Genomic DNA, 24,665 nt, shown 5'->3' with positions numbered 1-24,665 from the left:
AGATGAGCACGTCCCTCTTCGATCTCTCCGGCCGCACCGCGCTCGTGACCGGCTCCTCCCGTGGTCTCGGCCGCGCCATCGCCGAGGGCATGGCCAAGGCCGGCGCGAAGATCATCATCAACGGCGTCGATCCCAAGCGCGTCGAGCAGGCCGTCGCCGAGTTTCGCGCCGCTGGCCATCAGGCCGAAGGCGCCGCCTTTGACGTCACCGACGAGGCCGCCATCGTCGCCGCCTTCGAGCGCTTCGACCGCGAGGGGCTTGCGGTCGACATCCTCGTCAACAATGCCGGCATCCAGCATCGCAAGCCGCTGGTGGAGTTCACCACCGACGAGTGGCGCAAGGTGATCGAGACCAACCTCACCAGCGCCTTCGTGATCGGCCGCGAGGCGGCCAAGCGCATGATTCCGCGCAAGCGCGGCAAGATCATCAATATCGGCTCGCTCGGCAGCGAACTCGCCCGCCCCACCATTGCGCCCTACACCGCGGCCAAGGGCGGCATCAAGAACCTGACCCGTTCGATGGCGGTGGAATGGGCCCAGCACGGCATCCAGGCCAATGCGATCGGCCCGGGCTACATGCTGACCGACATGAACGAGGCGCTGGTCAACAACGCCGATTTCAACACCTGGCTGATGAGCCGCATCCCCTCCAAGCGCTGGGGCAAGCCGGATGAGCTGGTGGGCGCCGCGATCTTCCTCGGCTCGGATGCCTCGACCTACGTCAACGGCCAGATCATCTACGTCGATGGCGGCATGATCGCCGCGATGTGACCGCCTAGACAGCGAAGGAGCAAGCCATGCGCGCCGTCGTCATCCACGCCCCGAAGGACCTGCGGATCGACAATTATGCCGATCCGGACCCCGGCCCTGGCGAGGTCCGCGTCAAGATCGCCAATGGCGGGATCTGCGGCTCCGATCTGCACTACTATCATCACGGCGGCTTCGGCGTCGTGCGCATCCAGCAGCCGATGGCGCTGGGTCACGAGATCGCCGGCGTCGTCGCCGACGTCGGTGACGGCGTCACCAGTGTGAAGCCCGGCACGCGCGTCGCGGTCAACCCGAGCAGACCGTGCGGGGCGTGCCTGCATTGCCAGGAAGGCATGCGCAACCAGTGCCTCGACATGCGCTTCCTCGGCAGCGCGATGCGCTTTCCCCATGTGCAGGGCGGCTTTCGCGAGTTCATCACGGTCGATGCCACGCAGGCCGTGCCGATCTCGGACAAGCTTTCGCTGGCGGAAGCTGCGGTCGCCGAGCCGCTTGCGGTGTGCCTGCATGCCGGCAAGCAGGCCAGTTCCCTGCTCGGCAAGCGCGTGCTGATCACCGGCTGCGGCCCGATCGGCGCGCTGATGATTCTGGTCTCACGTTTCGGCGGCGCGTCGGAGATCGTTGTCACCGATGTCGCTGACGCGCCGCTCGCGGTCGCCAAGAAGCTCGGCGCCACGCATGCCATCAACGTCGCGACCAATGCCACCGCGCTCGATCCCTGGCGCACCGGCAAGGGCGTGTTCGACACGCTGTTCGAGGCCTCCGGCAACCAGGCCGCCCTCCGCACCGCGCTCGACGTGCTCAGGCCCGGCGCCACGCTGGTGCAGCTCGGCCTCGGCGGCGAGATGACGCTGCCGATCAACTCCATCGTCGCCAAGGAATTGCAGCTGCGCGGCACCTTCCGCTTCGATCCCGAGTTCGAGCTCGCGGTGCGCCTGATGGGCGAAGGCCTGATCGACGTCAAGCCGCTGATCACGGCCACTATGCCGTTCGAGAACGCCGTCGCCGCCTTCGAGCTCGCCAGCGACCGCTCGCAATCGATGAAGGTGCAGCTTACTTTCTAGCAGCCTCGGTGGCCTGCTGGCTCTCGATCAGCCGCTCTCTGACCAGCCGCACGGCGCCGCGCTTCCAGGAATAGTCCGCACCGAGGCGCAGGCCGCTGTCGCCGCGCGCCAGTACCGCACCGGTCCTGGAGTCGCGAACCTGGAATCCGAGCGTATATTCGGTGCGGCTGACGCGGCGCACCACGCCGATCAATGATTGGTCCGCACCGAGCTTGCGCGCAATGAAGGCCTCGCAGCCGCCGCAATACCGCAAAGCGCCACCCTTCCCCGCCTCTGCGCCGACCTCGACGATGCGGTAACGGCCGGATTGGCCGAGTGCCTCGCGCACACCGCCGGTGACCTCCGCGAGATATGACGCATCCGACGCAGCGGACGCCCCCGCCGAGGCGGCGGTCATGTCCTCGAGCTCGAAATCGAACACGGCCAGCGCGACCGGCGCAGGCGTGCCGAGCGCGGCCATGACCTCGCGGGACACGAACATCTGGGCGCGCTCCCATGCTTCGTCATTGTCGCCGCGGAAGCTGTAGAGCTTGTCCAGCACGAGCGTCGTGGCGCCGACGTCGATCACGGCGACCTTGGCCCATTGCACCAGCGTGCTCGTCTTCTGAATGCCGCCGACCACCTTGAACGCCGCGCCGTCCTGGGCGGATCGCACCAAGCGGTAGCGCTGGTCTGCCTCGATGTCCCTTCGAAGCGCGGCCATGAACGCCGCCAGCCGCCGCTCGTGGGCGGCGGCCTGGTCGGTCGGCTCGGCCGAAGTATCGGTGTAGCTGAAATCGTCCATGGCGACACCGATGGCGGCCTGCGCAGCGAGGGGCGAGCAAGAGAGGACGAGGAGGAGACAGGCGGAGAGAGACAGCCGGCAGCGATGCATGAACGGACCTCGTGGATGGAACGCAAATCTGGACGGGCCGCCTGAGGCTCCGCAGCCGTCACCATCCCGACCAACGCCGGGAAAATTTCACGACGTTGCAGTGCGGCAAGTCGGGAACGCTTCCCGCCGTCGGCGTTCTGCCCTCTAATGAGGCGCGACAACCCCGTTCGTACCAGGTGCAAGCCGATGTGGAATCGCCCGAGATTCGATCTCAAGGTCCGTCTGACGCTGCGCGTGGCCGCGATATCGGCCGCCTGCTTCGCCGCGATCTCCACCTATTTCCTCGTCACCGCCGATAGCGCCGCGCATGCGCGCATCGACGCCATCGCCGCCATCGTGGCCAAGACGCTGGAGCTGCAGCAAGGCAAGGTGCAGTGGGCGGCGAGCCCCCGCTCGGACTTTCCGGACCTCGACCCGGTGTCGGCCCATGTGATGACGCCCGGCCTCTGCCTCGGCTTCCGCAGCGCGAACGGCGAGATGCTGCAGCGTTTCTGCAGCGGCGCGCCTGCCCCGGCGAGCCCGCCGCCGCAAGCCTTCGCCGCCTTCTATCGCAGCCTGTTCGACCCTGGCCGCGAGGCGGCGCGGCCCGTGATCGTGCGCGGAACCAAGCTCGGCGAGACCGTGGTCTCGATCGACCCGGCGGTGCAGACGGCGGAGGCCTGGCACGAGGCCGGCCGCCTCATGATCGCGCTTGCGATCGCGCTGCCGCTGCTCTGCGGGCTGGTCTATGCCGCACTGGCCCGTGCTCTGCGGCCCACCCGCATGATCGGCAGCGGCCTCGAACGCATCGCCGCCGGCGACCTCACCACCCGGCTGCCGCCGTTCGACCTCGCCGAGCTCTCCGCCATCCGCGACGTCTTCAACCATCTCGCCGAAAGCCTCCACACCGCGCTTGCCGAGCGCAACGAGCTGACGCGGAAGCTGATCGCGCTCCAGGACGAGGAGCGCCGCCATCTCGCCCGCGAGCTGCACGACGAATTCGGCCAGTCGCTCGCCGCGATCCGCGCGCTGGCCGCATCCGCCCGCCAGACTGCGGCGCAGGACTGTCCCGACCTGCTCGGCGAATGCGACAGCATTGCCCGCACCGCAACCGGCATGATGGAGACGCTGCGCGGCGCGCTGTTCCGGCTGCGGCCCCCCGATGTCGACGAGCTCGGCCTCGTCGCCAGCCTCGAAGGCCTGGTCTCCGGGTGGAACGGCCGCAGCCGCGGCCAGCCCCGCTTCGAGATCCGGTTCGACGGCGCATTCGACAGCGTGCCCGCCGACGTCAGCGCCAATCTCTATCGGATCGTGCAGGAGGCGCTCACCAACGCGGCCAAGCACGCCGGCGCAACGAGGGTCAGCCTGCATCTTACCGCAACCGCAAGCGAGATTGCCCTCGTGGTCGAGGATGACGGCCGGCCGAACGAGGCTTCGGCCAAATCGGGCATGGGCCTGCTCGGCATGCGCGAGCGTGTCGCCGCACTTCACGGCCGGCTGAGTTTTGAGACCAGCCCTCGCGGTTCAGCCTTGCGTGTGTTCATTCCGCTCGCGTCCGCCGATCCGCGGGCCCTGGAGCACGCGGCATGAGCGCGACGGATGCGACCATCCTGCTGGTCGACGACCATTCCGTCGTCCGCGAGGGCTATCGCTCGGTGCTGCAGAAGCAGCCGGGCCTGCGCGTGGTCGCCGAGGCGGCCGACGGCGCGGAGGCCTATCGCCTCTACAAATCCGAGACGCCCGATCTCGTCATCATGGACCTCAGCATGCCCGGCATCGGCGGCATCGAAGCCGTCAGGCGGATCAGGCAGTGGGACAAGGCGGCGCGGATTCTCGTTTTCACCATGCACGAGAATGCCGGCTTTGCCGTGCAGGCGATCCGCGCCGGTGCACGGGGTTACGTCACCAAGACCAGCCCGCCCGAGACCCTGGTGCGCGCGGTCAAGGACGTGCTCGCCGGCAAGATCGCCATCAGCCCCGATATCGACCACGAGCTTGCGCTCAGCCGCATCAGCAGCGAGAGCTCCGCCGCCGACGTGCTGACGCCGCGCGAGTTCGAGGTGCTGCGGCTGTTGCTTGCCGAGAACACGACCGAGGAGATCGCCGAGACGCTGCATGTCAGCCCGAAGACGGTGGCGAACCTGCACTCGCTGATCAAGGACAAGCTCGGCGTCGGCTCCGACATCGAACTGGTCCGGCTGGCGCTGCGCCAGGGGATCCTGACCGAGGTCGATCTCGGCGAAGCCTGATCGCGGCGTCGCCGCAGATCACTCACGCGCGACTACCGCGTCGAGCCACGCGCAGTTGAGCGGCGGCACGCGCGGGTCGGCGGCGCGCACGCCGCGGGCAGCGGCGTCGAGCCGCATCTCGCGCAAGCGCTTGCGCTGCTCTTCCGGCATATGCAGCCGCTCGTGGCCCCACAAAGAAGGCCCATCGAAAGTCTCGTGCGGCTGCCAGGTTTCGGGATCGATGACGCGTGCGCCCCAGCCATATTCGATGAAGAAGCCGGACGGCGTATTCACGTAGAACGAGGTCATGTGATCATTGGTGTGCCGGCCCAGCGTGTAGGCGATGCGTCCCTCGTCCATCTGCGCGAGGTCGTAGCCCTGCCCGACATCATCGAGGCAGCCGAGCTCGACCATGAAGTGATGCATCGCCTTCCGCCCCGAGCCGACCATCGCGAAGGAGTGGTGGCGGCCGTTGACGTGGAAGAAATAGAGCCCGTAGGGCTTCAGCCCGAAATCGGAGACGTGAAAGCCAAGCACGTCGCGATAGAACGGCAACAGCACCTCGACATCCTCCACATTGAGCACGACATGCCCCATGCCGAGCGCGCCGGTGCGGAAGCCCGAGATCGGGCGGCCCGGCCTGAACGGCTCGCTCGCGAGCTCCGGCTTGCAAAAAGCCTCCAGCCGGTTGCCGGCGGGGTCAGTGAACGCGATCAGCTCGGCGACATGCCGCTCGTCAGCGAGTGCGCGCGAGCCCCTCGCCACCTTGATGCCATGGCTTTCCAGCCGTCCTGCCAACCTGTCCAGCTCGGCGGTCGAAGGAACTTCCCATCCCATCACCGCGAGGCCGGCATCGCTGCCGCCGTCGACGATCAGCCGCTGCTTGCGGTCGTCCATGCGGAAGGCGCGCATCTTGCCGCCGCGATCGACCTGCTGCATGCCGAGCAGCCCGGTCGCCATCCGGCTCCATTGGTCGAGCTGGGATGAACTGATCCCGATATAGCCGAGCGCTACGATTTCCATCGAATTCCTCCCGAAGGCATTCGCGGTCGCCGTCCTGCGGCGAGCTTGATACCAGCCGCGCGCGATCCTACGGTGGCGCTTCGCAATCGCATCGCGTTCGCAGGCGACAATAAGCGCGCCGCGATGTGCCGCAAGGGAGGAAATATCAAGTGTCCAAGGAGCGGACGCGGAACGGCCAGCCTCGGCAGTCCGAGGGAGTCCGCGCCTTCAAGCGCGGGCTCGATGTGCTGCACGAGGTCAACCGATCCGGCGGCATCCGCGCCGGCGACGTCGCCCGCGCGCTCGACCTGCCCCGACCCACCGTGTACCGCCTCCTCGAAACCCTGGAGGAGCTCGGCTATATCGCCCGCAGCGCCAGCGACGACCGGTTTCGGGTCACCCGGCGCGCGCTGAGCCTCGGCGACGGCTACGATCCCGGCGTGGTGATCTGCCAGGCGGCGGCGCCTTATCTCGCCGAGCTCAGCAGGAAACTGGTCTGGCCGGTCGATCTCTCGACTTACGAGAACGCCGCGATGGTGGTGCAGGAGACCACGCACTCTCGCAGCCCCCTTTCGATCGATCGCGGCATGATCGGCAAGCGCCTGCCGATGCTGCGTACGTCCGCGGGCCGCGCCTATCTCGCCGCCTGCCCGGCGCGCGAACGCGATCTCATCATCAATCATCTCCGCCGCATCGACGAGGTCGACGACCGCCCCTTCATCGATGAAGTTCGCCTTGGCCAGATGATTGCCGAGACGCAGGCACGCGGCTACGCCATCCGCGGCGACGGCGAATACAATCCCAAGACGGCATCGATAGCCGTCCCGATCGTGCGGGGCGGCGCCGTGTTCGGCTGCATCTCCATCATCTGGATTCGTTCGGCGCTGGGCATGGAGGAAGCCATCGCAACTTTTGTCGATCCCATGCGCAGCACCGCGGCAGCCATCGACGTCGGGGGTGCGGCAACTGCGGGCTAAGCGCGCTTCACCCGAACCGGCAAAGAAGCCAGGCCACGCAACACGTTGTTGAGCGCCAGCACGGGCTCCCCGATCTCGAAGCGGGCCACACGCTTCACCAGGGCTTCGAGCAGTGCCGTCATCTCCAGCCGGGCCAGATGAAGGCCTGCGCACATGTGCGTCCCATTGCCAAATCCGAGATGGTCGTTGGCGCGACGTTTCACGTCGAAGCGTTCCGGATCCTGCCATTTACGCTCGTCACGATTGGCCGACGCGTATAGCAGCAGCAGCCGGCTCTCGCGCGGAAGGGTCAGGTCGCCGATCGTCGCGTCGGCCGCAAGGTGGCGTGTGAAGCCGCGGACCGGGGATTCCAGCCGCAGCGCCTCGTTGATCGCATTCGGGATCAGAGCCGGATCGTCGCGGACCAGATCCCATTGCGCGGGATGCCGGCCGAACAGCAGGACCAGGTTGGCCGTCGCGAAGATCGTCGTGTCGAGGCTCGGCCCGAGATAATCCCGCATCAGCACCGGGCAGCGCTCGGGCTCGACCTCGCCTCGGTCCGCAGCGGCAAAGATGCGATCGCCCCAGCTGCCGGGCCGCAGGCGAGACCTGATCTCTTCGCCGCCGAGATAGGCGCGCATCTCCTGAACGTCCTTCAGAGCCGTGCAGGCCCGCGCATTCATCGTGCCGAGCACGTTGAAGGTCGCGGCAGCCCAGCGAAGCATGCTGCTGCGACCATAATCCTCCAGCCCCACGAGCTTGGAGACGATCGTCAGCGGCAGGTGCTGAGCAAGATCCGATACCGCATCGAACTGGCCGCGGGCGACCAGATCATCGACCAGCCGGTGGGCCTCCGCCCTGATCTGCGGCGCAATCTCTTCCAGCGCCCGCGGCAGCAACGGGGCTGCTATGATCGCACGCAGGCGATCATGCAAGGGCGCATCGCTCGCCAGCGTCGTGCCTCGCGAGATGCTGTTGACGTGGTCGTTGGCTGCAACTCCCTGTGCCGACGAGAACACGGCCGGGTTTCGCAGGGCAGCGCGGACGTCCTCGAAGCGAGCCACCGCATGAAGCTCGTTACGCGGCAACCATACCACCGCACCCAGATCGCGAAGGGCTCTGTAGTGCTTGTATGGATCGCCCAGGACCTCGTCGCTGTAGAGATCGACGTCATAGACCGGTTGTCCGGGAATGGCCGGCATCGTCTATTCTCCCTGTCGGTCCGGAGGCCCGTCTCAGGGCACCGCCACCCATTCGCCCTTCTGGAGCTGACCAAGCGTCAGCGCAGTGTGGTCAAGGCCGGTGTGGTCATTGGGGCCGTAATTGTAGACGCCGCGGGAGCCGGCCAGGCCCTTGAGCCCTTCGATTGCGCTGCGGAGGCCTTCGCGAAATTCGGCCGTCCCGGGCGCGCCCACCTTCAGCGCAGCGGGTGCAGCGCGCTCGATCAGGAGCAGAGCATCGTAGGCAGATCCCGCAAAGATGTTGCGGCTTCCCGGACCGAACTTGCCTTCGTAGCGCTGGATGAACTCCAGCGCGGCCTGCTTGGCGGGATGGCCATCCGGCAACGAGGCGGCTCCGACCGCCGGGCTCAGCGGCACGAAGATGCCGTCACCCTGTGCGCCCGTCAGCTTCCGGAAGTCTCCGAAAGTGGCGCCGAGCGTGCCGTACACCTTGCCGGCAAATCCCTTCTCGCGAAGCTGAAGCAGCGGCAGCGCCGCGGGCGCACCGGAGGCTGCAATGAGGACGGCGTCGGGATCAGCGGCAACGATCTTGAGGATCTGTCCGACGACGGTGTTGTCGGTTCGTGCATATTTCTCGTCGGCAACGAGCGCGATCCCCGCGGCCGCGCACATCTCCGCACTGACTTTGCTCCAGGCATCACCATAGGAATCGCCGAAACCGATCAGGGCGAGCTTCTTCACGCCACTCCTCTTCATGTGCGCGAATAACGGCGCCGCTTCGTGATCGTCATTGGTGGTGGTCTTGAAGATCCATCGCTTGCGCGCATCGACCGGTGCCACCAGGGCGTTGACCGGGGCCAGCGTGATGACCGGTAGACGGTATTCGACGGCGGGATCGATGACCGCGAAAGACCCGGGCGTCGTGGTCGGACCGACGAGGATATCGATATTGCTGCCCTGGAATAGCTTCCGCATCGCCGCGACGGCCGCGGTGCTGTCCGAGGCTTCGTCGAGGAACAGATAGTTGACCTTGTGGCCCGCAATTTCGGTCGCGCCAAAGCTGGCGCCATTGCGCTCGGCACTTCCGATCGCGGCGGCCGGACCGGTCGTGGACAGCAGGATTCCCACGTTGATGTCCGCCGCTAACGCCGGCACCACGAACAATTGGATGGCAAGGAACACCATTCCCGCGCATTTCAGCATCGTCGTTTCCTCCGCGGCTGCCGGATCGACAACCTGCACTTTTTTTTCCTGACCCTAAGTAGCCAACGCAGGCCGGGTGGAAGTAGCGTCATTGCGGAAATGTCCGGCTGGCGGACACGGCGGGCTTTGGAGCAGGTCGTCCGCTGGGCGGACACTTGGCGCGACGGCGTTGAAGGACCGGTACCGCTTCGGGAAGAGATAGCCCATGCAAGATGGATGCACCGCTGAAGACTTCGACGTCGTGATCGTCGGCCGCGGGCCGGTCGGCGCCACGCTCGCCAACCTGCTCGGCCTCTCCGGCGTAAGGACGCTGGTGCTGGAGCGCGAGGCGCGGACCTATCATCTGCCGCGGGCCGTGCATTTCGACGACGAATGCATGCGCGTCTTCCAAACCATCGGGCTTGCCGAGGCGATCCTGCCGCATGTCATCCTCAGCCCCGGCATGCTCTTTCTCGATGCCGCCGGTCGCATGCTGCTGGATTGGTCGCGCCCGCAGACGCTGACGCCGATGGGCTGGCATCTCAGCTACCGCTTCCACCAGCCAGATCTGGAGGACGTGCTGATCGGCGGGCTCGCTCGCTGGCCACATGTCAGCTTGCGCAACCGCTGCGAGGTGTTCGCGCTCGATCAGGACGAGACTGGCGTGCGCGTCCGCTACGAGGACCTCTCCAACGGCAGGCTCTGCGAGGTTCGCGCCGGCTATGTGATCGGCTGCGACGGCGCCCGCTCGCTGGTGCGCCGCTTCATCGGCTCCGGCATGGACGATCTCGGCTTCCACGAGCGGTGGCTGGTGATCGACGCTCTGCTCAAGCGGCCGCGCGACGATCTCGGCGACTACAGCCTCCAGCATTGCGATCCCAGGCGTCCTGCGACCTATGTGCGCGGCACCGGCACGCGGCGGCGCTGGGAGATCACGGTTCTCCCGGACGAGGATTCGCAGGACGTCGCGCAACCTGCGAAGGTCTGGGAGCTGCTGTCGCGCTGGATCACGCCCGACGATGCCGAGATCGAGCGCGCTGCGGTCTACACGTTCCATTCGGTCATCGCGCAGCAATGGCGGAACCGGCGATTGCTGCTCGCGGGCGATTCCGCGCACCAGACCCCGCCGTTCCTCGGCCAGGGCATGTGCGCCGGCATTCGCGATGCCGCCAACCTCGCCTGGAAGCTGACGAGCGTGATCCGCGACGGCGCCGCGCCCGATCTGCTCGACACCTATCAGAGCGAACGCCTGCCGCATGTGCGCGAGTTCATCGAGCTCGCGATTCGCCTCGGCGGTGTCATCAACACCAAGGCGATCGAGGCCGGCCTTGCTGCCGGCGAAGCGCGCGAGAATGCGCCCGTCAAGCTGGACGTGAAGAAGCCCCTGCTCGGCCCCGGGCTGGCGTTCGGCGACCTGCCGCTCGCCGGACACCTCGCACCGCAATTCATGCTGAGCGACGGACGCCGCAGCGACGACCGGACCGGCTACAGCCATGTGCTGCTCATCGAGACGGCGGCCGCACTGCCGTCGCGCCTCGCGCTGTCGCAGGCGGGGATAGAAATTCTCGCCGGCGACGACGCCGAAGGTGTCGGAGACTGGCTGCGCGAGCACGGCATCATCGCCGCACTGGTTCGTCCCGACCGTTACATCCGCGGCTCCGCCTGCAACGAGGCCGAGCTCGACCGCCTCATCGCCGCCATCGCGCCTCCAATCCAAATTCCTTACGCCCAAGCGCCCTCCGCGGCCTGACCGAACCCTCAAGGACATTTCATGAAGCTGCTCTCATTCAGTGTGGACGGACGCCCCTCCTTCGGAGCCGTCAAGGACAACAATGTCGTCGATCTCGGCGCGCGGATGGCGGGGTGCGCCACGCTGCGGCAGCTGCTCGAAGCCGGCCGCTTGGCCGAAGCGGCTGAAATCGTCGCATCCACGGCGCCCGATCATCCGCTCGACAAGATCAGCTTCGCGCCCGTGATTCCCGATCCCGGCAAGATCATCTGCGTCGGCCTCAACTATCGCGATCACGTCGCCGAGACCGGCCGCACCGTCACCGAAAAGCCGGCGCTGTTCGCGCGCTTCGCCTGCAGCCAGGTCGGCCATCTCCAGCCCATCGTGAAACCAGGGGTGAGCGACGACTTCGACTATGAAGGCGAGCTCGCACTCGTCATCGGCAAGGCGGGCCGTCACATTCCGGCCGGCCGCGCGCTTGATCACGTCGCCGGCTACTCCTGCTACAATGAAGGCAGCATCCGCGACTGGCAGCGCCACACCAGTCAATTCCTCGCGGGCAAGACCTTTGCCGAGAGCGGCAGTTTCGGTCCCTGGCTGGTGACGACCGACGAGATTCCGGATCCGTCAAAGCTCACCTTGCAGACAAGGCTGAACGGCAAGGTCGTGCAGGACACCACGACGGATCTCCTGATCACCGCCATCCCCGAGCTGATCGCCTACATCTCCACCATCTGCCCGCTCGTCCCCGGCGACGTCATCGTCACGGGCACGCCGGGCGGTGTCGGCGCCAAGCGCACGCCGCCGCTGTGGATGCGCCCCGGCGACACCGTCGAGGTCGAGATTTCCGGCATCGGCACCTTGCGCAACACGGTGATCGCCGAACCGGCCTGACCCGCCTGGCCGGCAACGAGAGCGCTTTCAAGCCAAACGGACACCGGTTCGCGTCAATTCAAACCAATCTGGCCGTCAGGCCAGATAGCGCATGAGATAGCCTTCCATCGCGTAGAGCGCGCACAGCGCAAGGCTCGACCACACCGCGGCGCTGAAATACAGGAACATCCAGGTCAGCTCGCCCTTCCAATGCGCGACGTCGTGGGTCACTACCCAGCGCGTCGCGACGTCATGCAGGCCTTCGAGGAAGCCGAGGAATTTGTTGCCCTCGACGTGCCCTGCCCGCCAGCGGCTGAGATACATCGGCACGTCCACGGTGATAAGGAAGGCGAGGAAGCAGGCGATGCCGACGATGCCTGACATCAGCGCCCAGCGCACCACGCCCTGGAATTCCGGCATCAGGCGGCACAGCGCAATGCCGGCCAGGAAGAAGGTCACCGCCCACAGCGAGTTCTCGATCGCGTTGTAGAGGAAGTTGGTCGTCACCACCGCGTACCAGGAAAAGCATTCCGCGATGATGATGATCGGCACGATCACGAGCGCGATGTTCACCGCGGTCTCCGCGCCCGTCATCTTGCCGAGCTGATGCAGAATGATGGCCCATTGCGCGGCGAAGCAGAGCTCGGCCACGGTTGCCACCGTCCGGCCGACGGCGACGCTGGAAAGCCAGGTGTCGAACAGGCAGATGCGCTGCACGTCGGCGCGCGGCAGCACCGAACGGAAGGCGCAGCCGAACACGTAGCCGGCGCACAGCAGGAACATCAGCCCGATGTCAGAGCCGCCACCGAGGCTGGCCGAAGGCGTCGGATAGAACTCACGATAGAGCATGAACCAGACGAGGATATTGGCGCTGCTCACAAGCGTGAGGGATCCCCACCACCACGCCAGGGGATTTGACCGCGCCTGCCACAGCAACATGAACCGCTCCGCAAAAATTATCGATCTGACACGTCGTCGTAATAATCCTGTCACAGAACGGCATGCAATCACGACAAAAATCTGTGTGCCTGGTCGTTCCAGCGGTGCCCGGATGGCGCAAGAAGCGCTGTGAGCCGAGTGTCCACATATCGGACAATTTTCTCATGAACGGCGAATCTATTGGACATTCGTAATCCGTCCGTCTGATATTCCGGGATGGCTTCGATTGACTCATCCAAACCGCAGCGCCCGCTCTCCTCTGCCGCAGCCGTGCTGGCCGAGAGCGCCGATGACGCCGCTTTCGCCACCACGCTGGCAAAGGGGCTCGTCGTGCTCGAGGCGTTCAAGGCCGGGAGCACGGTGCTGGGCAACATGGAGCTGTCGACGCTGACCGGAATCCCGCGCCCGACGGTGGCGCGGCTGACCCATACGCTGGCCGAGCTCGGCTATCTCCGCTACGACCCCGAGCGGTCAAAGTACCGCGTCGGTGCGCGGGCGCTGCGGATGGCGCATCCCCTGCTCGCCGGAATGCAATTTCGCCAGGTGGCGCGCCCGATGATGCAGGAGCTGGCGCTCAGCGTCCGCGGCACGGTCTCGATCGGCCTGCTCGACGCCACCTCGATGATCTATGTCGAGACCGCGCGCTCCGGCGATGTCGGGCCGCATGCGCCCGACATCGGCATGCCGATCCCCGTGGTGATGACCGCCATGGGACGCGCCGCGGCCGCGACCTTGCCGCCGGCCGATGCCGAGCGGCTCGAAGGGAACATCGCCGCCGAAGACGCCGAGTTATGGTCGGCCTTCCGTGACAAATACCGCGCCGGCATCGCGCAATGCAAAAGCCGCGGCTTTTGCACCTGCTGGGGCGAGTACATGGCCTCGATCCATGCCGTCGCCGCGCCGCTGTTTCATGTCAGCGAAGCGAAACAATCATTCTCGATCAATTGCGGCATCCCCGCCTTCCGGCTCCAGCCCGGGCAGCTCGAGGGCGAAATCGGTCCGCGCATCGCGGCGCTCGCCGATAGCATCCGGGCCATGGTCGGGCAGGCCGAGCTCAAGCCGCCGCCGCGCAAAACCAAGAAAATCACAAGCGCCGGGACATGACATGGCTGGACCACTCGAGGGATTGAAGGTTCTCGACATCGCGACGATCATCGCCGCGCCGTTCGCCGCGACGCTGCTGGCCGACTACGGCGCGGACGTGCTCAAGATCGAGATGCCAGGGCAAGGCGACGGCGTGCGGTCGTTTCCGCCGTTCAAGAACGGCAAGCCGCTGTGGTGGAAAGCCGCCAACCGCAACAAGAAGTTTGCCACGCTCGATCTGCGTACTCCGGAAGGGCTTGCACTGTTCAAGCAGCTCCTTCCACGCTTCGACGTGCTGATCGAGAATTTTCGTCCGGGAACGCTGGATCGCTGGGGCCTTCCCAAGGAGGTGCTGTGGTCGATCCAGCCGCGCCTTGTGATTCTGCGCGCCACCGCCTTCGGGCAGGATGGCCCCTATCGCGAGCGCCCCGGCTTCGCCCGCATCTTCGAGGCCATGGGCGGACTGACTTACATCACCGGCGAGAGCGAGGGCGAGCCGACCCATCCCGGATACCCGATCGGGGATTCGATCGGCGGCCTGTTCGGCGCCGTCGGCGTGCTGGCAGCGCTGTGGAAGCGGGCACGCGACCCCGGCGCTCCCGGCGAGGAGATCGATCTCGCACTCACCGAAGCTACCTTCCGCCTGCTCGACGTGCTCGCCATTGAGCACGACCAGCTCGGCACCGTTCGCAGCCGCATCGGCAATTCCAACGGCTATTCCGCGCCGGCCGCCGTGTTTCGCACCAGCGACGATCACTGGGTGACGCTCGCAGGTTCGACCAACGCCCTCTTTGCGGCGAATTGCCGGGCGATCGGACGTCCCGACCTGGCCGAGGATCCGCGCTTCGCCACCAATGACCAGCGCGTCAAGCACGCCACTGAGCTGAACGACATCTTCGCGGTCTGGTGCGCCGCACATCCTCTCGACGAAGTTCTCGCGAGGTTCAATGCCGCGCAGGGAACGCTCGCACCGATCTATTCGATCGATCAGATCGCGGACGACCCGCAAGTCAGGGCGCGCGAGGTGATAACCCGCGTTCCCGACCGCGATTTCGGCACGGTTGCCATGACCAATGCCGTCCCGCGCTTCACGGTCGACCCCGCGCGATTGCGTCACGCCGCGGGCGACGTCGGCCAGGACAATGACGAGGTGTTCCGACTTGGCTCGGCCTTTCGAACCAGAAGATCGAACGGCTCACCGAGCGAAAGGTGATCTGAACGTCGCAAAGAAGACCAACAATATAATGGGAGGAAGAAAACAGTGGCATCGCTCAAGGTCACACGCCGAACCCTGCTGGGCACAATCGCAGGCGGGCTGGTCGCCGGCTCGGGCCTGACGGCACGGGCCGAGGATGCATGGCCGTCGCGGATGGTGCGGCTGATCTCGCCTTACGGACCGGGCGGCTCCAACGACATCTCGCTGCGCTTGCTGGCCGAGGAGTTCGGCCGCAGCCTGCGCCAGCAGTTCATCGTCGAGAACAAGCCTGGCGCCGGCACGCGCATCGCCAACGACATGGTCGCGCATGCGCCCGGCGACGGCTATACGATCCTCTATGTCGCGGCGCCCTACGCCACCGCCGAGGCGCTGTTCGGCAAGCTGACCTATGAGCGCAAGGATCTGCAGCCGGTCGCGATGGCCGTGATCGCGCCGCTGTTCCTCATCATCAGTGCCGACGCGCCATTCAAGACGCTTCCCGAGCTGATCGCCTACGGCAAGTCGAAGCCGGATGGACTGACCTTCGCCTCCCCCGGCGCGGGCTCGCAGCCGCATCTCGCGGGAGAGCTCCTGTTCCGCGATGCCGGCGTCAAGGGTCTCAACATCCCGTTCCGGGGCGATGCGGCCTCCTATACTGAGCTGCTCGCCGGACGGGTCGACGCCACATTGACCGCGCTGCCGACCGCACTGCCCTACATCCAGAGCGGCAAATTCACGGTGCTCGGTGTCGCCTCGGCCGAGCGCAGCGCGCTCTACCCGCAGGCGCCGACATTGCGCGAGCAGGGTTTTCCCAACGTCGCCGCCGCCGGCTGGTACGGTTTCATGGTGCCGTCCACGACGCCGCGCGTCATCGTGGACAAGTTCCAGACCGAGGTTCTGCGCGCACTCGCCGAGCCTGCGATCAAGGACAAGCTGACCGCCCAGGGCCTCGAGGTGCGTGCCGGCACCGCAGCCGAGTTCGGCAAGTTCATCGATGCCGAGACGCAGAAGTGGACCAAGTTGATCCGCGATGCCGGCCTCAAGGGCGAATAGGAAGCCGGAGGGACGAACATGAAACGCAGTCTTCTCCAACCCATCGCAGCTTCCGCGCTGCTTCTCGCACTGTCGAGCCTGGCAGCTCAGGCACAGAAGAAATACGACCCCGGCGCGTCCGACACCGCGATCAAGGTGGGCCAGACCGTGCCGCTCAGCGGCCCGGCCTCGGCCTACGCGGTGATCGGCAAGACCCAGGCCGCCTATATGAGGATGATCAACGACCAGGGCGGCGTGAACGGCCGCAAGATCGAGCTGATCCAGTATGACGATGCCTATTCGCCGCCGAAGACGGTGGAGCAGACCCGCCGCCTGGTCGAAAGCGACGAGGTGCTGCTGACGTTCCAGATTATCGGCACCGCGCCGAACGTCGCCGTGCAGAAATATCTCAACGCCAGGAAGGTCCCGCAGCTCTTCGCGGCCACCGGCGCGGCGCGCTTCACCGACCCGAAGAACTTCCCCTGGACCATGGGCTTCAACCCGTCTTACCTCGTCGAGGGCCGAATCTACGCGCAGTACCTGCTGAAGAACCATCCGAACGCCAGGATCGGCGTGCTCTACCAGAACGACGATCTCGGTAAGGATTATCTCGCCGGCCTCAAGGCGGGCCTCGGCGAAAAGGCGAACATGGTCGTCGCCGAGACCTCGTACGAGATCACCGAGCCCACCATCGACTCGCAGATTCTGCGCTTGAAGGATGCAGGCGCCGACGTGCTGTTCAGCGCGACGACGCCGAAGCAGGCGGCACAGGCGATCAAGAAGGTGGCGGAGATCGGCTGGAAGCCGCTGCACATCATCGACATCAACGCCTCCTCGCTCAGCGCCGTTCTCAAGCCGGCAGGGCTCGACAATTCCAAGGGCGTGCTTAGCGTCGGCTACGTCAAGGATGCCGCGGACCCCGAATGGAAGGACGACCCAGGCATGAAGCGCTACCTCGCCTTCATGGCCAAGTACTATCCCGAGGGTGACAAGGATTCGAACCTGAACGTCTACGGCTACATCACCGCGCAGCTCCTGGTGCAGGTGCTCAAGCAATGTGGCGACGATCTGACCCGCGAGAACGTGATGCGACAGGCGGCCAACCTCAAGAACGTCGAGCTCGACCTGACGCTGCCGGGAATCTCGGTCACGACCACGCCGACGGACTATCGCGTCAACAAGCAGTTCCAGATGGTGCAGTTCGACGGCATGCGCTGGCAGAAGCTCGGCGACATCGTGACGGACGAGGCCAGGGAGTGAGCCCGTTTCGCCGGCGCTCAACGCCTTTCAGCGTAACGGCCACCGCCGCGGATGATATCATCGCGTTCCTCGGCATGGCGCTGGTATTCGGAGATCGCGCGGTTCGCCATGCGGATCCGGTTAGTCAGTCCCTCCTCGACCATCACGGTGATACGCTGCGCCAGGAACACACAGGCCTCGAACTCGTCCCGGATGGCGCCCGTCCGCACCAGAAAGTCCCAGGCGATCTCGTAGGCCTGCTCCGCCGCGGGATTGCGGTAGTCGCTGAATATGATGTGCGTCATCAACGCCAAAGCCTGATAGCGGCGATGGTTCCTAGCGCTCGCCATGCGAGGGAACTGGCGGCACGGAGAAACCACCGGCCGCCGTGCGTGCCGGTGGTCTGATCTCGGAACCGCGAAGGACTACGCGGCCTGGCGCTGATGCGTCAGGTACTCCATGGTGACCTTCTCGACATTGGAATCGATCCAGGCCGCCATGCGCTGCTCCTCCTTCAGTGACGTCTCGAGCGGCTCCTTCGCTTCCGGCATGCCGGCGGCGCTGCACAGCGCTAGCAGCGACTTGTAGGCGGCGATCTCGAAATTCTCGAAGGCGTTGTTCGCGAACGTGTTCTTCAGAATCTCGTCGCCGGCAACCGAATGCGCCATGGCCATCATGTTGGCCATCACCGACTGTGCCGTATCCTTCAGGCTCGACGTGCTCTCGCCGCAGGCTTCCAGACATTTCTCGAGGCGCCGCAGTTGCTCATTCGTCTCCTGAAGGTGCGCCGTGACCTTCGCCTTGACCTCGGGGTAGTCGTCCAGCCGCTCCGACTGGCGCTCCATCAATTCTCGCGCCTGCACCTCCATCGCATGCGCATTGCGTAGTCCCACCACGAACGTATCGCGGGCTGCATCGACCATTTTCCTGTCCTCCATTTGACTGGCGTCGTTCGCGCAACCGGAAAGCACGGGCGATTGTTCCTAACACGCCCGCGCTGATTGCCGCAGGAGACATGACAGTCTCCGACGCCTGTTCCGGCTGAGGGATCCGGCACTAACCTGCGATAGAACGATCGGCTGGCATCACCCCGTCATCCCCGCCACATAGGCCGCCAGCTTGTCGAGCGTCTGGTAGCCGTATTCGACGGCGCCGAAGCCGATCATGCCGTCGCGCTGCTCGGTGCTCGAGGCCAGCTGCCGCATCATCAGCACGGTCTTGCCGTTGCTCTGCTCGGCAAAGGTGACGGTGAAGCGGAACATGCCGGGATCGTCGTCCTGGTCGAGGCCGTGATCCATCTCCATCAGCGACGGCCGCTCGATGCGGCGGAAGCGCATCCGGTTCGGATAGACCGTGCCGTCGGGCCCGATCATGTTGAAGCGCCAGACGCCGCCGACGCGCACGTCGATCTCGAAGGTCTCGACCTTGAATCCCTTCGGGCCGAACCATTGCGGCAGATGCTTCGGGTCGGACCAGGCCTCGAACACCAGATCGCGCGGCGCGTCGATCACGCGCGACATCACGATCTCGCGGTCGAGCGACCATTGCGACAGAGCGGGGTTGGCAGAACTCATCATTGTCAGGAACCTTTCCGTTTGGTTGCTCGGGATGGCCGCTTGGCGGCCGCCCTTTCCTTCTCTTTCTTGAGCTTCATCACATAGGCCTCGAAGCGGTCGAGCCGCGCCTCCCAGACCGCGCGCTGCTGCTGGAACCAATCCTCCGCGCCGACGAGCGCATCGGCGCTGAGCCGGCAGGTGCGCACGCGTCCCGATTTCTCGGACTGAACGAGCCCGCTCGTCTCGAGCACGTGGATGTGCTTCATGAAGCTCGGCAGCGCCATGTCGAAGGGACCGGCGAGCTCGCCGACCGACGCTTCGCCCGCGCACAGCCGCATCACGATCGCCCGCCGCGTCGGATCGGCCAGCGCGGCGAAGATCTGGTCGAGATTGGATAATTGGTTAGCCATGAAGCTAACTATACACGCCGGGCCGCGGACGTCAACAATTGTTAGCCGAACGGCTCAGTTTTGTGGTCTGGTTGGCGGGAACCCACAACGCGCAATCGTGAATTGGGACCTCGCGACCTCCTCGCTAAAACCATCCGGGGGCGCCTCAGCATGGTCGATCAGAGCACGTGCCGCCTGTTGTCATCTCATCTCCGATCACCCGGCGAGTCTTCGCCCAGGCCGCGTCCATTTCGATGGCAATGGCGCTTTGCCCGCGCCGCGCCTCGGCCGATTCCGACATGATTGCGCAGATGCGCGACATCGTCGCCAGCGAGCTGGCGCCGACCGCGACGCCGGACCATGCGGGCGGCCTCGCCGCAGCCCTCTATGCCGGGCGCCATTTCGAGTTCTTCAGCTACGGGTTCGCCGATGATGCCGCCAGGCGGCCGGTGACGCCCGACACGCTGTTCAACCTCGCCTCGTTGCGAAAGCCGTTCGAGGCCACGCTCGTGGCGCTCGGCGTGCTGCGCGGCGAGCTGCGGCTCGACGATCGTCTGCCGAAATACCTGCCCGAGCTGAGCGGCAGCTACATTCGCAGCGTCACTGTTGGCCAGTTGGCAACGCACACCTCGGGCCTGCTGCTCCCGACCGATCATCCGCCGTGGCCGAACGAAGAGTATACGCGCGAGCAGTTCATCGCGATGCTGAACGCCTTCATACCCGTGACCGGCGTCGCACCCGGCCGGCAACGTATCTATACCCATGCCGGCTATGTGCTGCTTCAGCTCGTGCTCGAACGCTGCTACGACAAGCCGATCCATGCGCTGATCCAGCACCGCATTCTCCGCCCCCTCGCCATGGGCTCCACCTTCGTCCCCGAGCGCGGCCCGGACAATCGCGCCGTCATGGACGCGGCGGCGATGCAGCGCGTGGTTCAGGGCTATTCCGACCAGGGCATGGCGATCGGCCCGATCGGCAATCAGCAGAGCTACTTTGATTTTCCTGGCACGGGCCAGATGTTCGCCTCCGCCCGCGACCTTGCCGCCTTCGCGGCCGCCTGCGTCGACGGCCGCCCGATCGATCCGCATCTGCGCGAAGCCCTGAGGCTGACGCAGCGCGAGGCCTTCCGCGTCGACGAAAAATTCGGACAGGGCCTGGCCTGGGAGACCGTGCGCCTTCCAGGCGTCACCATCGTCGACAAGCCGGGCGGACTCAACAACGCCTCCGGCTATATCGGCCTGGTGCCGGCGCGGCGGATCGGCATCGTCCTGCTGGCCAATCGCGGCGAGTATCCGCACGAGATCGCCCGCTACAAGATCCTGCCGGAGCTGGCGCGGCTTATCGCCTCACATTGAGGCGGACGCCTCAGACCGAGCGCGTCAGCCCGCCGTCGACGCGGAGGTTCTGGCCGGTGATGTAGGCGGCGCCGTCGGAGGCCAGGAACGATATCGTCGCCGCGATCTCCTCGACCTTGCCGTAGCGCTGCATCGGCACGCTGTCGCGTCGCGCATCTTGCTGCGGCAGGCTGTCGATCCAGCCCGGCAGCACGTTGTTCATGCGGATATTGTCGGCCGCGTAAGTGTCGGTGAATATCTTGGTGAAGGCGGCGAGCCCTGCGCGGAACACCGCCGAGGTCGGGAACATCGCGCTGGGCTCGAACGCCCAGGCGGTCGAGATGTTGATGATGGCACCGCCCTTCTGTGCCTGCATCAGCGGCGTCACCAGCCGGGTCGGACGGATCACGTTCAGGAGATAAGTGTCGAGGCCGGTGTGCCACTGCTCGTCGGTGATCTCCGTGATGGGGGCACGCGGCCCGTGCCCCGCGCTGTTGACGAGCACGTCGATCCGTCCCCACTTCGCCATCGCAGCCTCGACGAGGCGCTTCAGGTCGTCGTTCGACTGGTTCGAGCCGGTAACGCCGAGGCCGCCGAGCTCGGCCGCCAGCGCCTCGCCCTTGCCTGAGGACGACAGGATTGCGACGCCAAACCCGTCCGCCGCCAGCCGCCGCGCAGCCCCCGCCCCCATGCCGCTGCCGCCGGCGGTAACGAGCGCAACCTTCTCTGCTGCCATGACCGATGATCCCTCCAGTTGAGGCGAGCCGCAGGCTCGGCCTATCATGAGGCCTTCTACAGCCGGACCCGTCGGCAGGTCCATGGCCCAAGGCATCCATCGTCCAGCCTCCATCATGAGCGGCTTGAAATGAGTGATCTGCAGATCCGCAATTTGCGCCCCGACGAAATCGCGCTCGCCATCGACTGGGCCGCGGCGGAGGGCTGGAATCCGGGGCTGGCGGACGCCGCCTGCTTCGCGATCCCCGATGCCCGAGGCTTCTTCGTCGGCGAGATCGACAGCGAGCCGGTCGCGACCGTCTCCTGCGTCAATTACGACAACCGCTTCGCCTTCCTGGGCTTCTATATCGTGCGCGAGCGCTTTCGCGGCGCGGGCCATGGCCTGCGCATCTGGAACGCAGCGATCGCGCATGCAGGCGCGCGCGTGATCGGCCTCGACGGCGTGGTGGCGCAGCAGGAGAATTACAAAAGGTCGGGATTCCGGCTCGCTTACGCCAATATCCGCTATGGCGGCACCGTTGCGGGATCGGTGAAGCCGCCCGCCGATGTCGTTGCACTCGACAAGGTCCCGTTTGCGCTGGTGGACGCCGATGATATCAGTGTATTCCCCGCCGCGCGCAGCGCCTTCCTGCGCGCCTGGATCAACACACCAGGACATGTCGGCCGCGCGTTGCTGCGCGAGGGCAGACTCGCTGCATGGGGTGTGATCCGGCCCTGCCGGACCGGCTACAAGATCGGCCCACTCGTCGCCGACGACCGCGCCGCCGCGGATCAAATCGTGCAGGCCCTATTGGGAAGCGCGGGCGCCGGCGAGGTCTTCCTCGACGTCCCCGCCGTCAATCCCGTCGCAATCGCGCTCGCCGAGGCGCTCGGCCTGGAGCCGGTGTTCGAGACGGCGCGGATGTATACGGGGCCGATCCCGCCGCTGCGGCTCGACCGCGTCTTCGGCGTCACCAGCTTCGAACTCGGCTAGCTCAGTAGCAGCGCGTGATGTTGACGGTGTGCTCGCTGCCGCCACGGCCGGGCACCGTCACCTGCTCCGTCGGGCAACTCGGCACGTAGGGCCGATTGGACGGCACGACGTTCGGCGGATAGCGATGCGTCCAGTCCCAGGGCACATCATACGTGTAGGTGTAGCGCACATCGGCCGAGAGCGACTGGTTCACATCGGCGAACGGCTGGCTGTAGCCGGCGCCGTCGTAGACGTAGCCGCCGCCGCCCGGCCAATAGACCCAGGGAGCGCTGCGGCGGTGGAACCTGGCGCCCGGCCCAACGTGCGGACGTGCCGCAGCCGGCGGGGCAGCAACGGCGGCGACGCCGGACGCTGTGGCGCCAGCAGGTCCGGCAGGACTGTCACTGGAGCTGAGCAGCAGCGCAGCTGCGCTGAGCGAGGCGAACAACGCCCCATATGATCTGGCAATCATGATACGCACCACACTCGTTTGGCTTCGCGATAGCGGCTCCCCGAAAGGAGGCTAGGCCGGGCTGTCGCCCACCCGCAAACGTATAATTAATTATTGGTTAAGGCACGCGAATAACCGGGAACAAGAGTGCGGCAGAACGCGCGGACTTCCCCTCTTATTTCAATGGCTTCGTGGGTCAGTGGCCCTGCAGCTTGCGCAGCCGGTCGAGCAGGTCCTGCGGGCTTGCGCTGCCCTGTGTCACGATCGCGGTGTTGCCGCCGCTGCGGCGAATGACCGTCGTGCGCCCGGGCTCCTTCTCGATCTTGACCTCGGCCTCTGCCGGATCACCGCTCTGGGTGATCACCGACGTGCCGTTCTCGTCCTGGACCATTGTGGTGTGACCGTCGCCGGCGCCGGCCGGCGCCAGTGCGACCGCGCTCATGAATCCCAGTCCGGACGCGAGCAGAAGCAGCTTCATGTCACACCTCCATCATCGGCCGAACTGGAAGATCGCCAGCCAGTTGAAACGCCCGAACTGCCTCACCGCTCCCGTGTTCATGTCGCCGATCTGGAGCAGGAGCGCGTTGGTGGAATTGCCGATCTGGGTGATCTCGGCTGTGTTGCTCACACCGGATTGACCGATCGCCGCATTGGTGGTGCCGCCGACCTGGATCACATTGGCATAGTTGCGCGTGCCGTTCTGGATGATGGTGGCGTCCACTGTGCCGGTCCCGCCGATCTGGATCACCCGCGCGATGTTGATGCGGCTGTTCTCCTCGATCGTGACAGGCTGAACATTGTCGCCGAACTGCACGACCGTTTGGATGCTTACGTTCCGGTTGGTCAAGCTGCGCTGGACGGTCCCCGCGCTTGCCGGCGTCGCCGCACCGACGGCGGCGAGCATCGCCGCCAGGGCCAAGGCCCGCCTCAGCACCTGTCTGCCGCCTCGCATCGCGCTTCCCCGTTCGTTGTCGACACTGGCGAGATCGCTCGCGCGTCAGGGACCGGTCTGGACGATGGTCGAGGCGTTGACGGTGCCGAACTGCGCCACCGTGCCCGCATTCATCGTGCCGAGCTGCGATATCAGGCTGGTTGCCGACTGGCCGGCCTGGCCGACATAGGCGAAGTTGTTGACGCCGGCCTGCCCGATCGATGCGGAATTCGTTCCGCCGAACTGCAGCACGCCGGTGGCGTTGTTGGTGCCGTTCTGGGTGACCGTCGCGCTGGTCGTGCCGCCGATCATGAACACGCCCGCCATGTTGAGCTGGCTGTTCTGGTTCAGCACGACGGGCGGTCCGCCGACCGACACGATGGTCTTGATGTCGGCCGTCTGCGCTTCCGCCGAAAGGGCGCCGGCCAGGTACAGAGCGAGCGTTGCGGCACATGCGCCGCCGAAATGACGTTTCATGACATGCCTCACCACTTCGAATCTGCTCACGGAGCCTGCTGGAGGACAGTTGATCCGTTCAGGATCCCGAGCTGTCCGATTCCGGCGGTGTTGTTCGCGCCGATCTGGCCGATCAGGCTCGAATTGGAGCCGCCGACCTGGCCGGTCAGTGCGGTGTTGGTTGCGGTCGCAGTGGTGCCGCCCTGCCCGATCACGGAGGTGTTGACGGTGAGCAGCGAGCCCGTCTGCAAGGTCGTCGCGGCATTGGTGGCACCGAACTGCATCGTGGTGGCGCTGTTGCTGGTGCCGCCGCTCTGCGAAATGAACGACGTGTTGGTCGTGCCAAATTGCAGCACGCTGGCCGAGTTGCCGGCCCGGGCATCGGCTGCCGTCAGTGCACCGAATGCTGCGAGAGTTGCAATGAAATAGGTGATCCGCATGTCCTGTCCTCCGCGAGAATGAGCCGGCGTCGCAATTGACCGTCCTGCCCGGTAGCGGTGCTCTGGAGAGTGGCCCGGACGCACCGACCTGGGTGCGTCCG

The 24,665-nt window shown here is 65.8% G+C and carries 27 protein-coding genes and 1 pseudogene; 13 read left to right on the top strand and 15 right to left on the bottom strand.

The window, feature by feature from the left end; genetic code table 11:
* The first annotated feature begins 2 nt into the window (after positions 1-2).
* Positions 3-770, top strand: a complete 768-nt coding sequence (locus tag AC24YW_RS34960) for a glucose 1-dehydrogenase (protein ID WP_487486962.1) — start codon at positions 3-5, stop codon at positions 768-770.
* Between the two features lie 26 nt (positions 771-796).
* Positions 797-1,828, top strand: a complete 1,032-nt coding sequence (locus AC24YW_RS34955) for an L-idonate 5-dehydrogenase (RefSeq protein WP_487486961.1) — start codon at positions 797-799, stop codon at positions 1,826-1,828.
* Here AC24YW_RS34955 and AC24YW_RS34950 read toward each other — a convergent pair.
* Positions 1,818-2,702 carry a DUF3280 domain-containing protein gene (locus AC24YW_RS34950; protein WP_487486960.1) on the bottom strand — a complete coding sequence of 295 codons (885 nt, stop codon included), beginning with the start codon at positions 2,700-2,702 and terminating at the stop codon, positions 1,818-1,820. The two genes, AC24YW_RS34955 and AC24YW_RS34950, sit on opposite strands and share 11 nt — an antisense overlap.
* A gap of 186 nt (positions 2,703-2,888) precedes the next feature.
* Between AC24YW_RS34950 and AC24YW_RS34945 the strand changes: the two genes are divergently transcribed.
* Positions 2,889-4,271, top strand: a complete 1,383-nt coding sequence (locus AC24YW_RS34945; RefSeq protein ID WP_487486959.1) for a HAMP domain-containing sensor histidine kinase — start codon at positions 2,889-2,891, stop codon at positions 4,269-4,271.
* Positions 4,268-4,930: a response regulator gene (locus AC24YW_RS34940; RefSeq protein ID WP_487486958.1), complete on the top strand. Its 663-nt coding sequence runs from the start codon at positions 4,268-4,270 to the stop codon at positions 4,928-4,930. Before AC24YW_RS34945 ends, AC24YW_RS34940 begins: the two co-directional genes overlap by 4 nt.
* 18 nt (positions 4,931-4,948) lie before the next feature.
* Here AC24YW_RS34940 and AC24YW_RS34935 read toward each other — a convergent pair whose 3' ends face one another.
* Complete coding sequence (locus tag AC24YW_RS34935; RefSeq protein WP_487486957.1) at positions 4,949-5,932, bottom strand: VOC family protein; 984 nt, start codon at positions 5,930-5,932, stop codon at positions 4,949-4,951.
* Positions 5,933-6,081: 149 nt separating this feature from the next.
* Between AC24YW_RS34935 and AC24YW_RS34930 the strand changes: the two genes are divergently transcribed.
* Complete coding sequence (locus AC24YW_RS34930; protein ID WP_487486956.1) at positions 6,082-6,888, top strand: DNA-binding transcriptional regulator; 807 nt, start codon at positions 6,082-6,084, stop codon at positions 6,886-6,888.
* Here AC24YW_RS34930 and AC24YW_RS34925 read toward each other — a convergent pair.
* The gene (locus AC24YW_RS34925) at positions 6,885-8,069 is read right to left on the bottom strand and encodes a cytochrome P450 (protein WP_487486955.1); all 1,185 of its coding nucleotides are present in this window, start codon (positions 8,067-8,069) and stop codon (positions 6,885-6,887) included. The genes AC24YW_RS34930 and AC24YW_RS34925 overlap by 4 nt on opposite strands.
* Before the next feature lie 33 nt (positions 8,070-8,102).
* A complete protein-coding gene (locus AC24YW_RS34920) occupies positions 8,103-9,290 on the bottom strand; it encodes an ABC transporter substrate-binding protein (RefSeq protein WP_487486954.1) in 1,188 nt (395 codons plus the stop codon).
* 166 nt (positions 9,291-9,456) lie between these two features.
* Between AC24YW_RS34920 and mhpA the strand changes: the two genes are divergently transcribed.
* Positions 9,457-10,980: a bifunctional 3-(3-hydroxy-phenyl)propionate/3-hydroxycinnamic acid hydroxylase MhpA gene (gene mhpA / locus AC24YW_RS34915; RefSeq protein ID WP_487486953.1), complete on the top strand. Its 1,524-nt coding sequence runs from the start codon at positions 9,457-9,459 to the stop codon at positions 10,978-10,980.
* Positions 10,981-11,001: 21 nt separating this feature from the next.
* Positions 11,002-11,853 (top strand): fumarylacetoacetate hydrolase family protein, encoded by an 852-nt coding sequence (locus AC24YW_RS34910; protein ID WP_487486952.1) that lies wholly within the window; start codon positions 11,002-11,004, stop codon positions 11,851-11,853.
* Positions 11,854-11,928: 75 nt separating this feature from the next.
* Here the strand turns inward: AC24YW_RS34910 and AC24YW_RS34905 are convergent, their stop codons facing one another.
* A complete protein-coding gene (locus tag AC24YW_RS34905; protein WP_487486951.1) occupies positions 11,929-12,771 on the bottom strand; it encodes a hypothetical protein in 843 nt (280 codons plus the stop codon).
* Between the two features lie 216 nt (positions 12,772-12,987).
* Between AC24YW_RS34905 and AC24YW_RS34900 the strand changes: the two genes are divergently transcribed.
* From AC24YW_RS34900 to AC24YW_RS34885, 4 genes and pseudogenes are all read left to right on the top strand, one after another.
* The gene (locus AC24YW_RS34900) at positions 12,988-13,875 is read left to right on the top strand and encodes an IclR family transcriptional regulator (RefSeq protein ID WP_487486950.1); all 888 of its coding nucleotides are present in this window, start codon (positions 12,988-12,990) and stop codon (positions 13,873-13,875) included.
* Position 13,876: 1 nt separating this feature from the next.
* Positions 13,877-15,072 (top strand): annotated as a pseudogene (locus AC24YW_RS34895) (CaiB/BaiF CoA transferase family protein).
* A gap of 43 nt (positions 15,073-15,115) precedes the next feature.
* Complete coding sequence (locus AC24YW_RS34890) at positions 15,116-16,102, top strand: Bug family tripartite tricarboxylate transporter substrate binding protein (protein ID WP_487486949.1); 987 nt, start codon at positions 15,116-15,118, stop codon at positions 16,100-16,102.
* An 18-nt stretch (positions 16,103-16,120) separates the two neighbouring features.
* Positions 16,121-17,341: an ABC transporter substrate-binding protein gene (locus tag AC24YW_RS34885; protein WP_487486948.1), complete on the top strand. Its 1,221-nt coding sequence runs from the start codon at positions 16,121-16,123 to the stop codon at positions 17,339-17,341.
* A 17-nt stretch (positions 17,342-17,358) separates the two neighbouring features.
* Here the strand turns inward: AC24YW_RS34885 and AC24YW_RS34880 are convergent, their stop codons facing one another.
* From AC24YW_RS34880 to AC24YW_RS34865, 4 genes are all read right to left on the bottom strand, one after another.
* Entirely contained in the window at positions 17,359-17,625 is a 267-nt protein-coding gene (locus tag AC24YW_RS34880) for a hypothetical protein (RefSeq protein WP_487486947.1), read from the bottom strand.
* Positions 17,626-17,745: 120 nt separating this feature from the next.
* Positions 17,746-18,243: a ferritin-like domain-containing protein gene (locus AC24YW_RS34875; protein ID WP_487486946.1), complete on the bottom strand. Its 498-nt coding sequence runs from the start codon at positions 18,241-18,243 to the stop codon at positions 17,746-17,748.
* A gap of 162 nt (positions 18,244-18,405) precedes the next feature.
* Positions 18,406-18,897, bottom strand: a complete 492-nt coding sequence (locus tag AC24YW_RS34870) for an SRPBCC family protein (RefSeq protein WP_487486945.1) — start codon at positions 18,895-18,897, stop codon at positions 18,406-18,408.
* Positions 18,898-18,899: 2 nt separating this feature from the next.
* Entirely contained in the window at positions 18,900-19,286 is a 387-nt protein-coding gene (locus tag AC24YW_RS34865; protein ID WP_487486944.1) for an ArsR/SmtB family transcription factor, read from the bottom strand.
* Between the two features lie 233 nt (positions 19,287-19,519).
* Here AC24YW_RS34865 and AC24YW_RS34860 point away from each other — a divergent pair, with 233 nt between their 5' ends.
* On the top strand, positions 19,520-20,620 hold the full coding sequence (locus AC24YW_RS34860) for a serine hydrolase (protein ID WP_487486943.1): 1,101 nt from the start codon (positions 19,520-19,522) through the stop codon (positions 20,618-20,620).
* 10 nt (positions 20,621-20,630) lie between these two features.
* On the opposite strand, the gene AC24YW_RS34855 is transcribed toward AC24YW_RS34860, so the two are convergent.
* Positions 20,631-21,335, bottom strand: a complete 705-nt coding sequence (locus AC24YW_RS34855) for an SDR family oxidoreductase (protein WP_487486942.1) — start codon at positions 21,333-21,335, stop codon at positions 20,631-20,633.
* A gap of 129 nt (positions 21,336-21,464) precedes the next feature.
* Between AC24YW_RS34855 and AC24YW_RS34850 the strand changes: the two genes are divergently transcribed.
* On the top strand, positions 21,465-22,307 hold the full coding sequence (locus AC24YW_RS34850; RefSeq protein ID WP_487486941.1) for a GNAT family N-acetyltransferase: 843 nt from the start codon (positions 21,465-21,467) through the stop codon (positions 22,305-22,307).
* Position 22,308: 1 nt separating this feature from the next.
* Here AC24YW_RS34850 and AC24YW_RS34845 read toward each other — a convergent pair whose 3' ends face one another.
* The 5 genes from AC24YW_RS34845 to AC24YW_RS34825 form a co-directional block, all read right to left on the bottom strand.
* Positions 22,309-22,758 carry a hypothetical protein gene (locus AC24YW_RS34845; protein WP_487486940.1) on the bottom strand — a complete coding sequence of 150 codons (450 nt, stop codon included), beginning with the start codon at positions 22,756-22,758 and terminating at the stop codon, positions 22,309-22,311.
* 175 nt (positions 22,759-22,933) lie between these two features.
* Positions 22,934-23,215: a hypothetical protein gene (locus tag AC24YW_RS34840; protein ID WP_487486939.1), complete on the bottom strand. Its 282-nt coding sequence runs from the start codon at positions 23,213-23,215 to the stop codon at positions 22,934-22,936.
* 12 nt (positions 23,216-23,227) lie between these two features.
* Complete coding sequence (locus tag AC24YW_RS34835; RefSeq protein ID WP_487486938.1) at positions 23,228-23,689, bottom strand: curlin; 462 nt, start codon at positions 23,687-23,689, stop codon at positions 23,228-23,230.
* A gap of 45 nt (positions 23,690-23,734) precedes the next feature.
* The gene (locus AC24YW_RS34830) at positions 23,735-24,145 is read right to left on the bottom strand and encodes a curlin (protein ID WP_487486937.1); all 411 of its coding nucleotides are present in this window, start codon (positions 24,143-24,145) and stop codon (positions 23,735-23,737) included.
* A 26-nt stretch (positions 24,146-24,171) separates the two neighbouring features.
* On the bottom strand, positions 24,172-24,564 hold the full coding sequence (locus tag AC24YW_RS34825) for a curlin (RefSeq protein WP_487486936.1): 393 nt from the start codon (positions 24,562-24,564) through the stop codon (positions 24,172-24,174).
* Positions 24,565-24,665 lie beyond the last annotated feature (101 nt).

This window comes from Bradyrhizobium sp. USDA3516, assembly GCF_057651995.1.
This window is presented reverse-complemented; position numbering and strand designations above follow the sequence as displayed.

Coding starts and splice junctions, on each gene's coding strand:
- AC24YW_RS34910 (WP_487486952.1), top strand. CDS start 11,002: ATGAAGCTGCTCTCATTCAGTGTGGACGGACGCCCCTCCTTCGGAGCC.
- AC24YW_RS34870 (WP_487486945.1), bottom strand. CDS start 18,897: ATGATGAGTTCTGCCAACCCCGCTCTGTCGCAATGGTCGCTCGACCGC.
- AC24YW_RS34935 (WP_487486957.1), bottom strand. CDS start 5,932: ATGGAAATCGTAGCGCTCGGCTATATCGGGATCAGTTCATCCCAGCTC.
- AC24YW_RS34925 (WP_487486955.1), bottom strand. CDS start 8,069: ATGCCGGCCATTCCCGGACAACCGGTCTATGACGTCGATCTCTACAGC.
- AC24YW_RS34950 (WP_487486960.1), bottom strand. CDS start 2,702: ATGCATCGCTGCCGGCTGTCTCTCTCCGCCTGTCTCCTCCTCGTCCTC.
- AC24YW_RS34840 (WP_487486939.1), bottom strand. CDS start 23,215: ATGAAGCTGCTTCTGCTCGCGTCCGGACTGGGATTCATGAGCGCGGTC.
- AC24YW_RS34875 (WP_487486946.1), bottom strand. CDS start 18,243: ATGGTCGATGCAGCCCGCGATACGTTCGTGGTGGGACTACGCAATGCG.
- AC24YW_RS34850 (WP_487486941.1), top strand. CDS start 21,465: ATGAGTGATCTGCAGATCCGCAATTTGCGCCCCGACGAAATCGCGCTC.
- AC24YW_RS34825 (WP_487486936.1), bottom strand. CDS start 24,564: ATGCGGATCACCTATTTCATTGCAACTCTCGCAGCATTCGGTGCACTG.
- AC24YW_RS34865 (WP_487486944.1), bottom strand. CDS start 19,286: ATGGCTAACCAATTATCCAATCTCGACCAGATCTTCGCCGCGCTGGCC.
- AC24YW_RS34885 (WP_487486948.1), top strand. CDS start 16,121: ATGAAACGCAGTCTTCTCCAACCCATCGCAGCTTCCGCGCTGCTTCTC.
- AC24YW_RS34855 (WP_487486942.1), bottom strand. CDS start 21,335: ATGGCAGCAGAGAAGGTTGCGCTCGTTACCGCCGGCGGCAGCGGCATG.
- AC24YW_RS34905 (WP_487486951.1), bottom strand. CDS start 12,771: ATGTTGCTGTGGCAGGCGCGGTCAAATCCCCTGGCGTGGTGGTGGGGA.
- AC24YW_RS34845 (WP_487486940.1), bottom strand. CDS start 22,758: ATGATTGCCAGATCATATGGGGCGTTGTTCGCCTCGCTCAGCGCAGCT.
- AC24YW_RS34960 (WP_487486962.1), top strand. CDS start 3: ATGAGCACGTCCCTCTTCGATCTCTCCGGCCGCACCGCGCTCGTGACC.
- AC24YW_RS34900 (WP_487486950.1), top strand. CDS start 12,988: ATGGCTTCGATTGACTCATCCAAACCGCAGCGCCCGCTCTCCTCTGCC.
- mhpA (WP_487486953.1), top strand. CDS start 9,457: ATGCAAGATGGATGCACCGCTGAAGACTTCGACGTCGTGATCGTCGGC.
- AC24YW_RS34940 (WP_487486958.1), top strand. CDS start 4,268: ATGAGCGCGACGGATGCGACCATCCTGCTGGTCGACGACCATTCCGTC.
- AC24YW_RS34835 (WP_487486938.1), bottom strand. CDS start 23,689: ATGCGAGGCGGCAGACAGGTGCTGAGGCGGGCCTTGGCCCTGGCGGCG.
- AC24YW_RS34880 (WP_487486947.1), bottom strand. CDS start 17,625: ATGACGCACATCATATTCAGCGACTACCGCAATCCCGCGGCGGAGCAG.
- AC24YW_RS34955 (WP_487486961.1), top strand. CDS start 797: ATGCGCGCCGTCGTCATCCACGCCCCGAAGGACCTGCGGATCGACAAT.
- AC24YW_RS34945 (WP_487486959.1), top strand. CDS start 2,889: ATGTGGAATCGCCCGAGATTCGATCTCAAGGTCCGTCTGACGCTGCGC.
- AC24YW_RS34830 (WP_487486937.1), bottom strand. CDS start 24,145: ATGAAACGTCATTTCGGCGGCGCATGTGCCGCAACGCTCGCTCTGTAC.
- AC24YW_RS34860 (WP_487486943.1), top strand. CDS start 19,520: ATGGCAATGGCGCTTTGCCCGCGCCGCGCCTCGGCCGATTCCGACATG.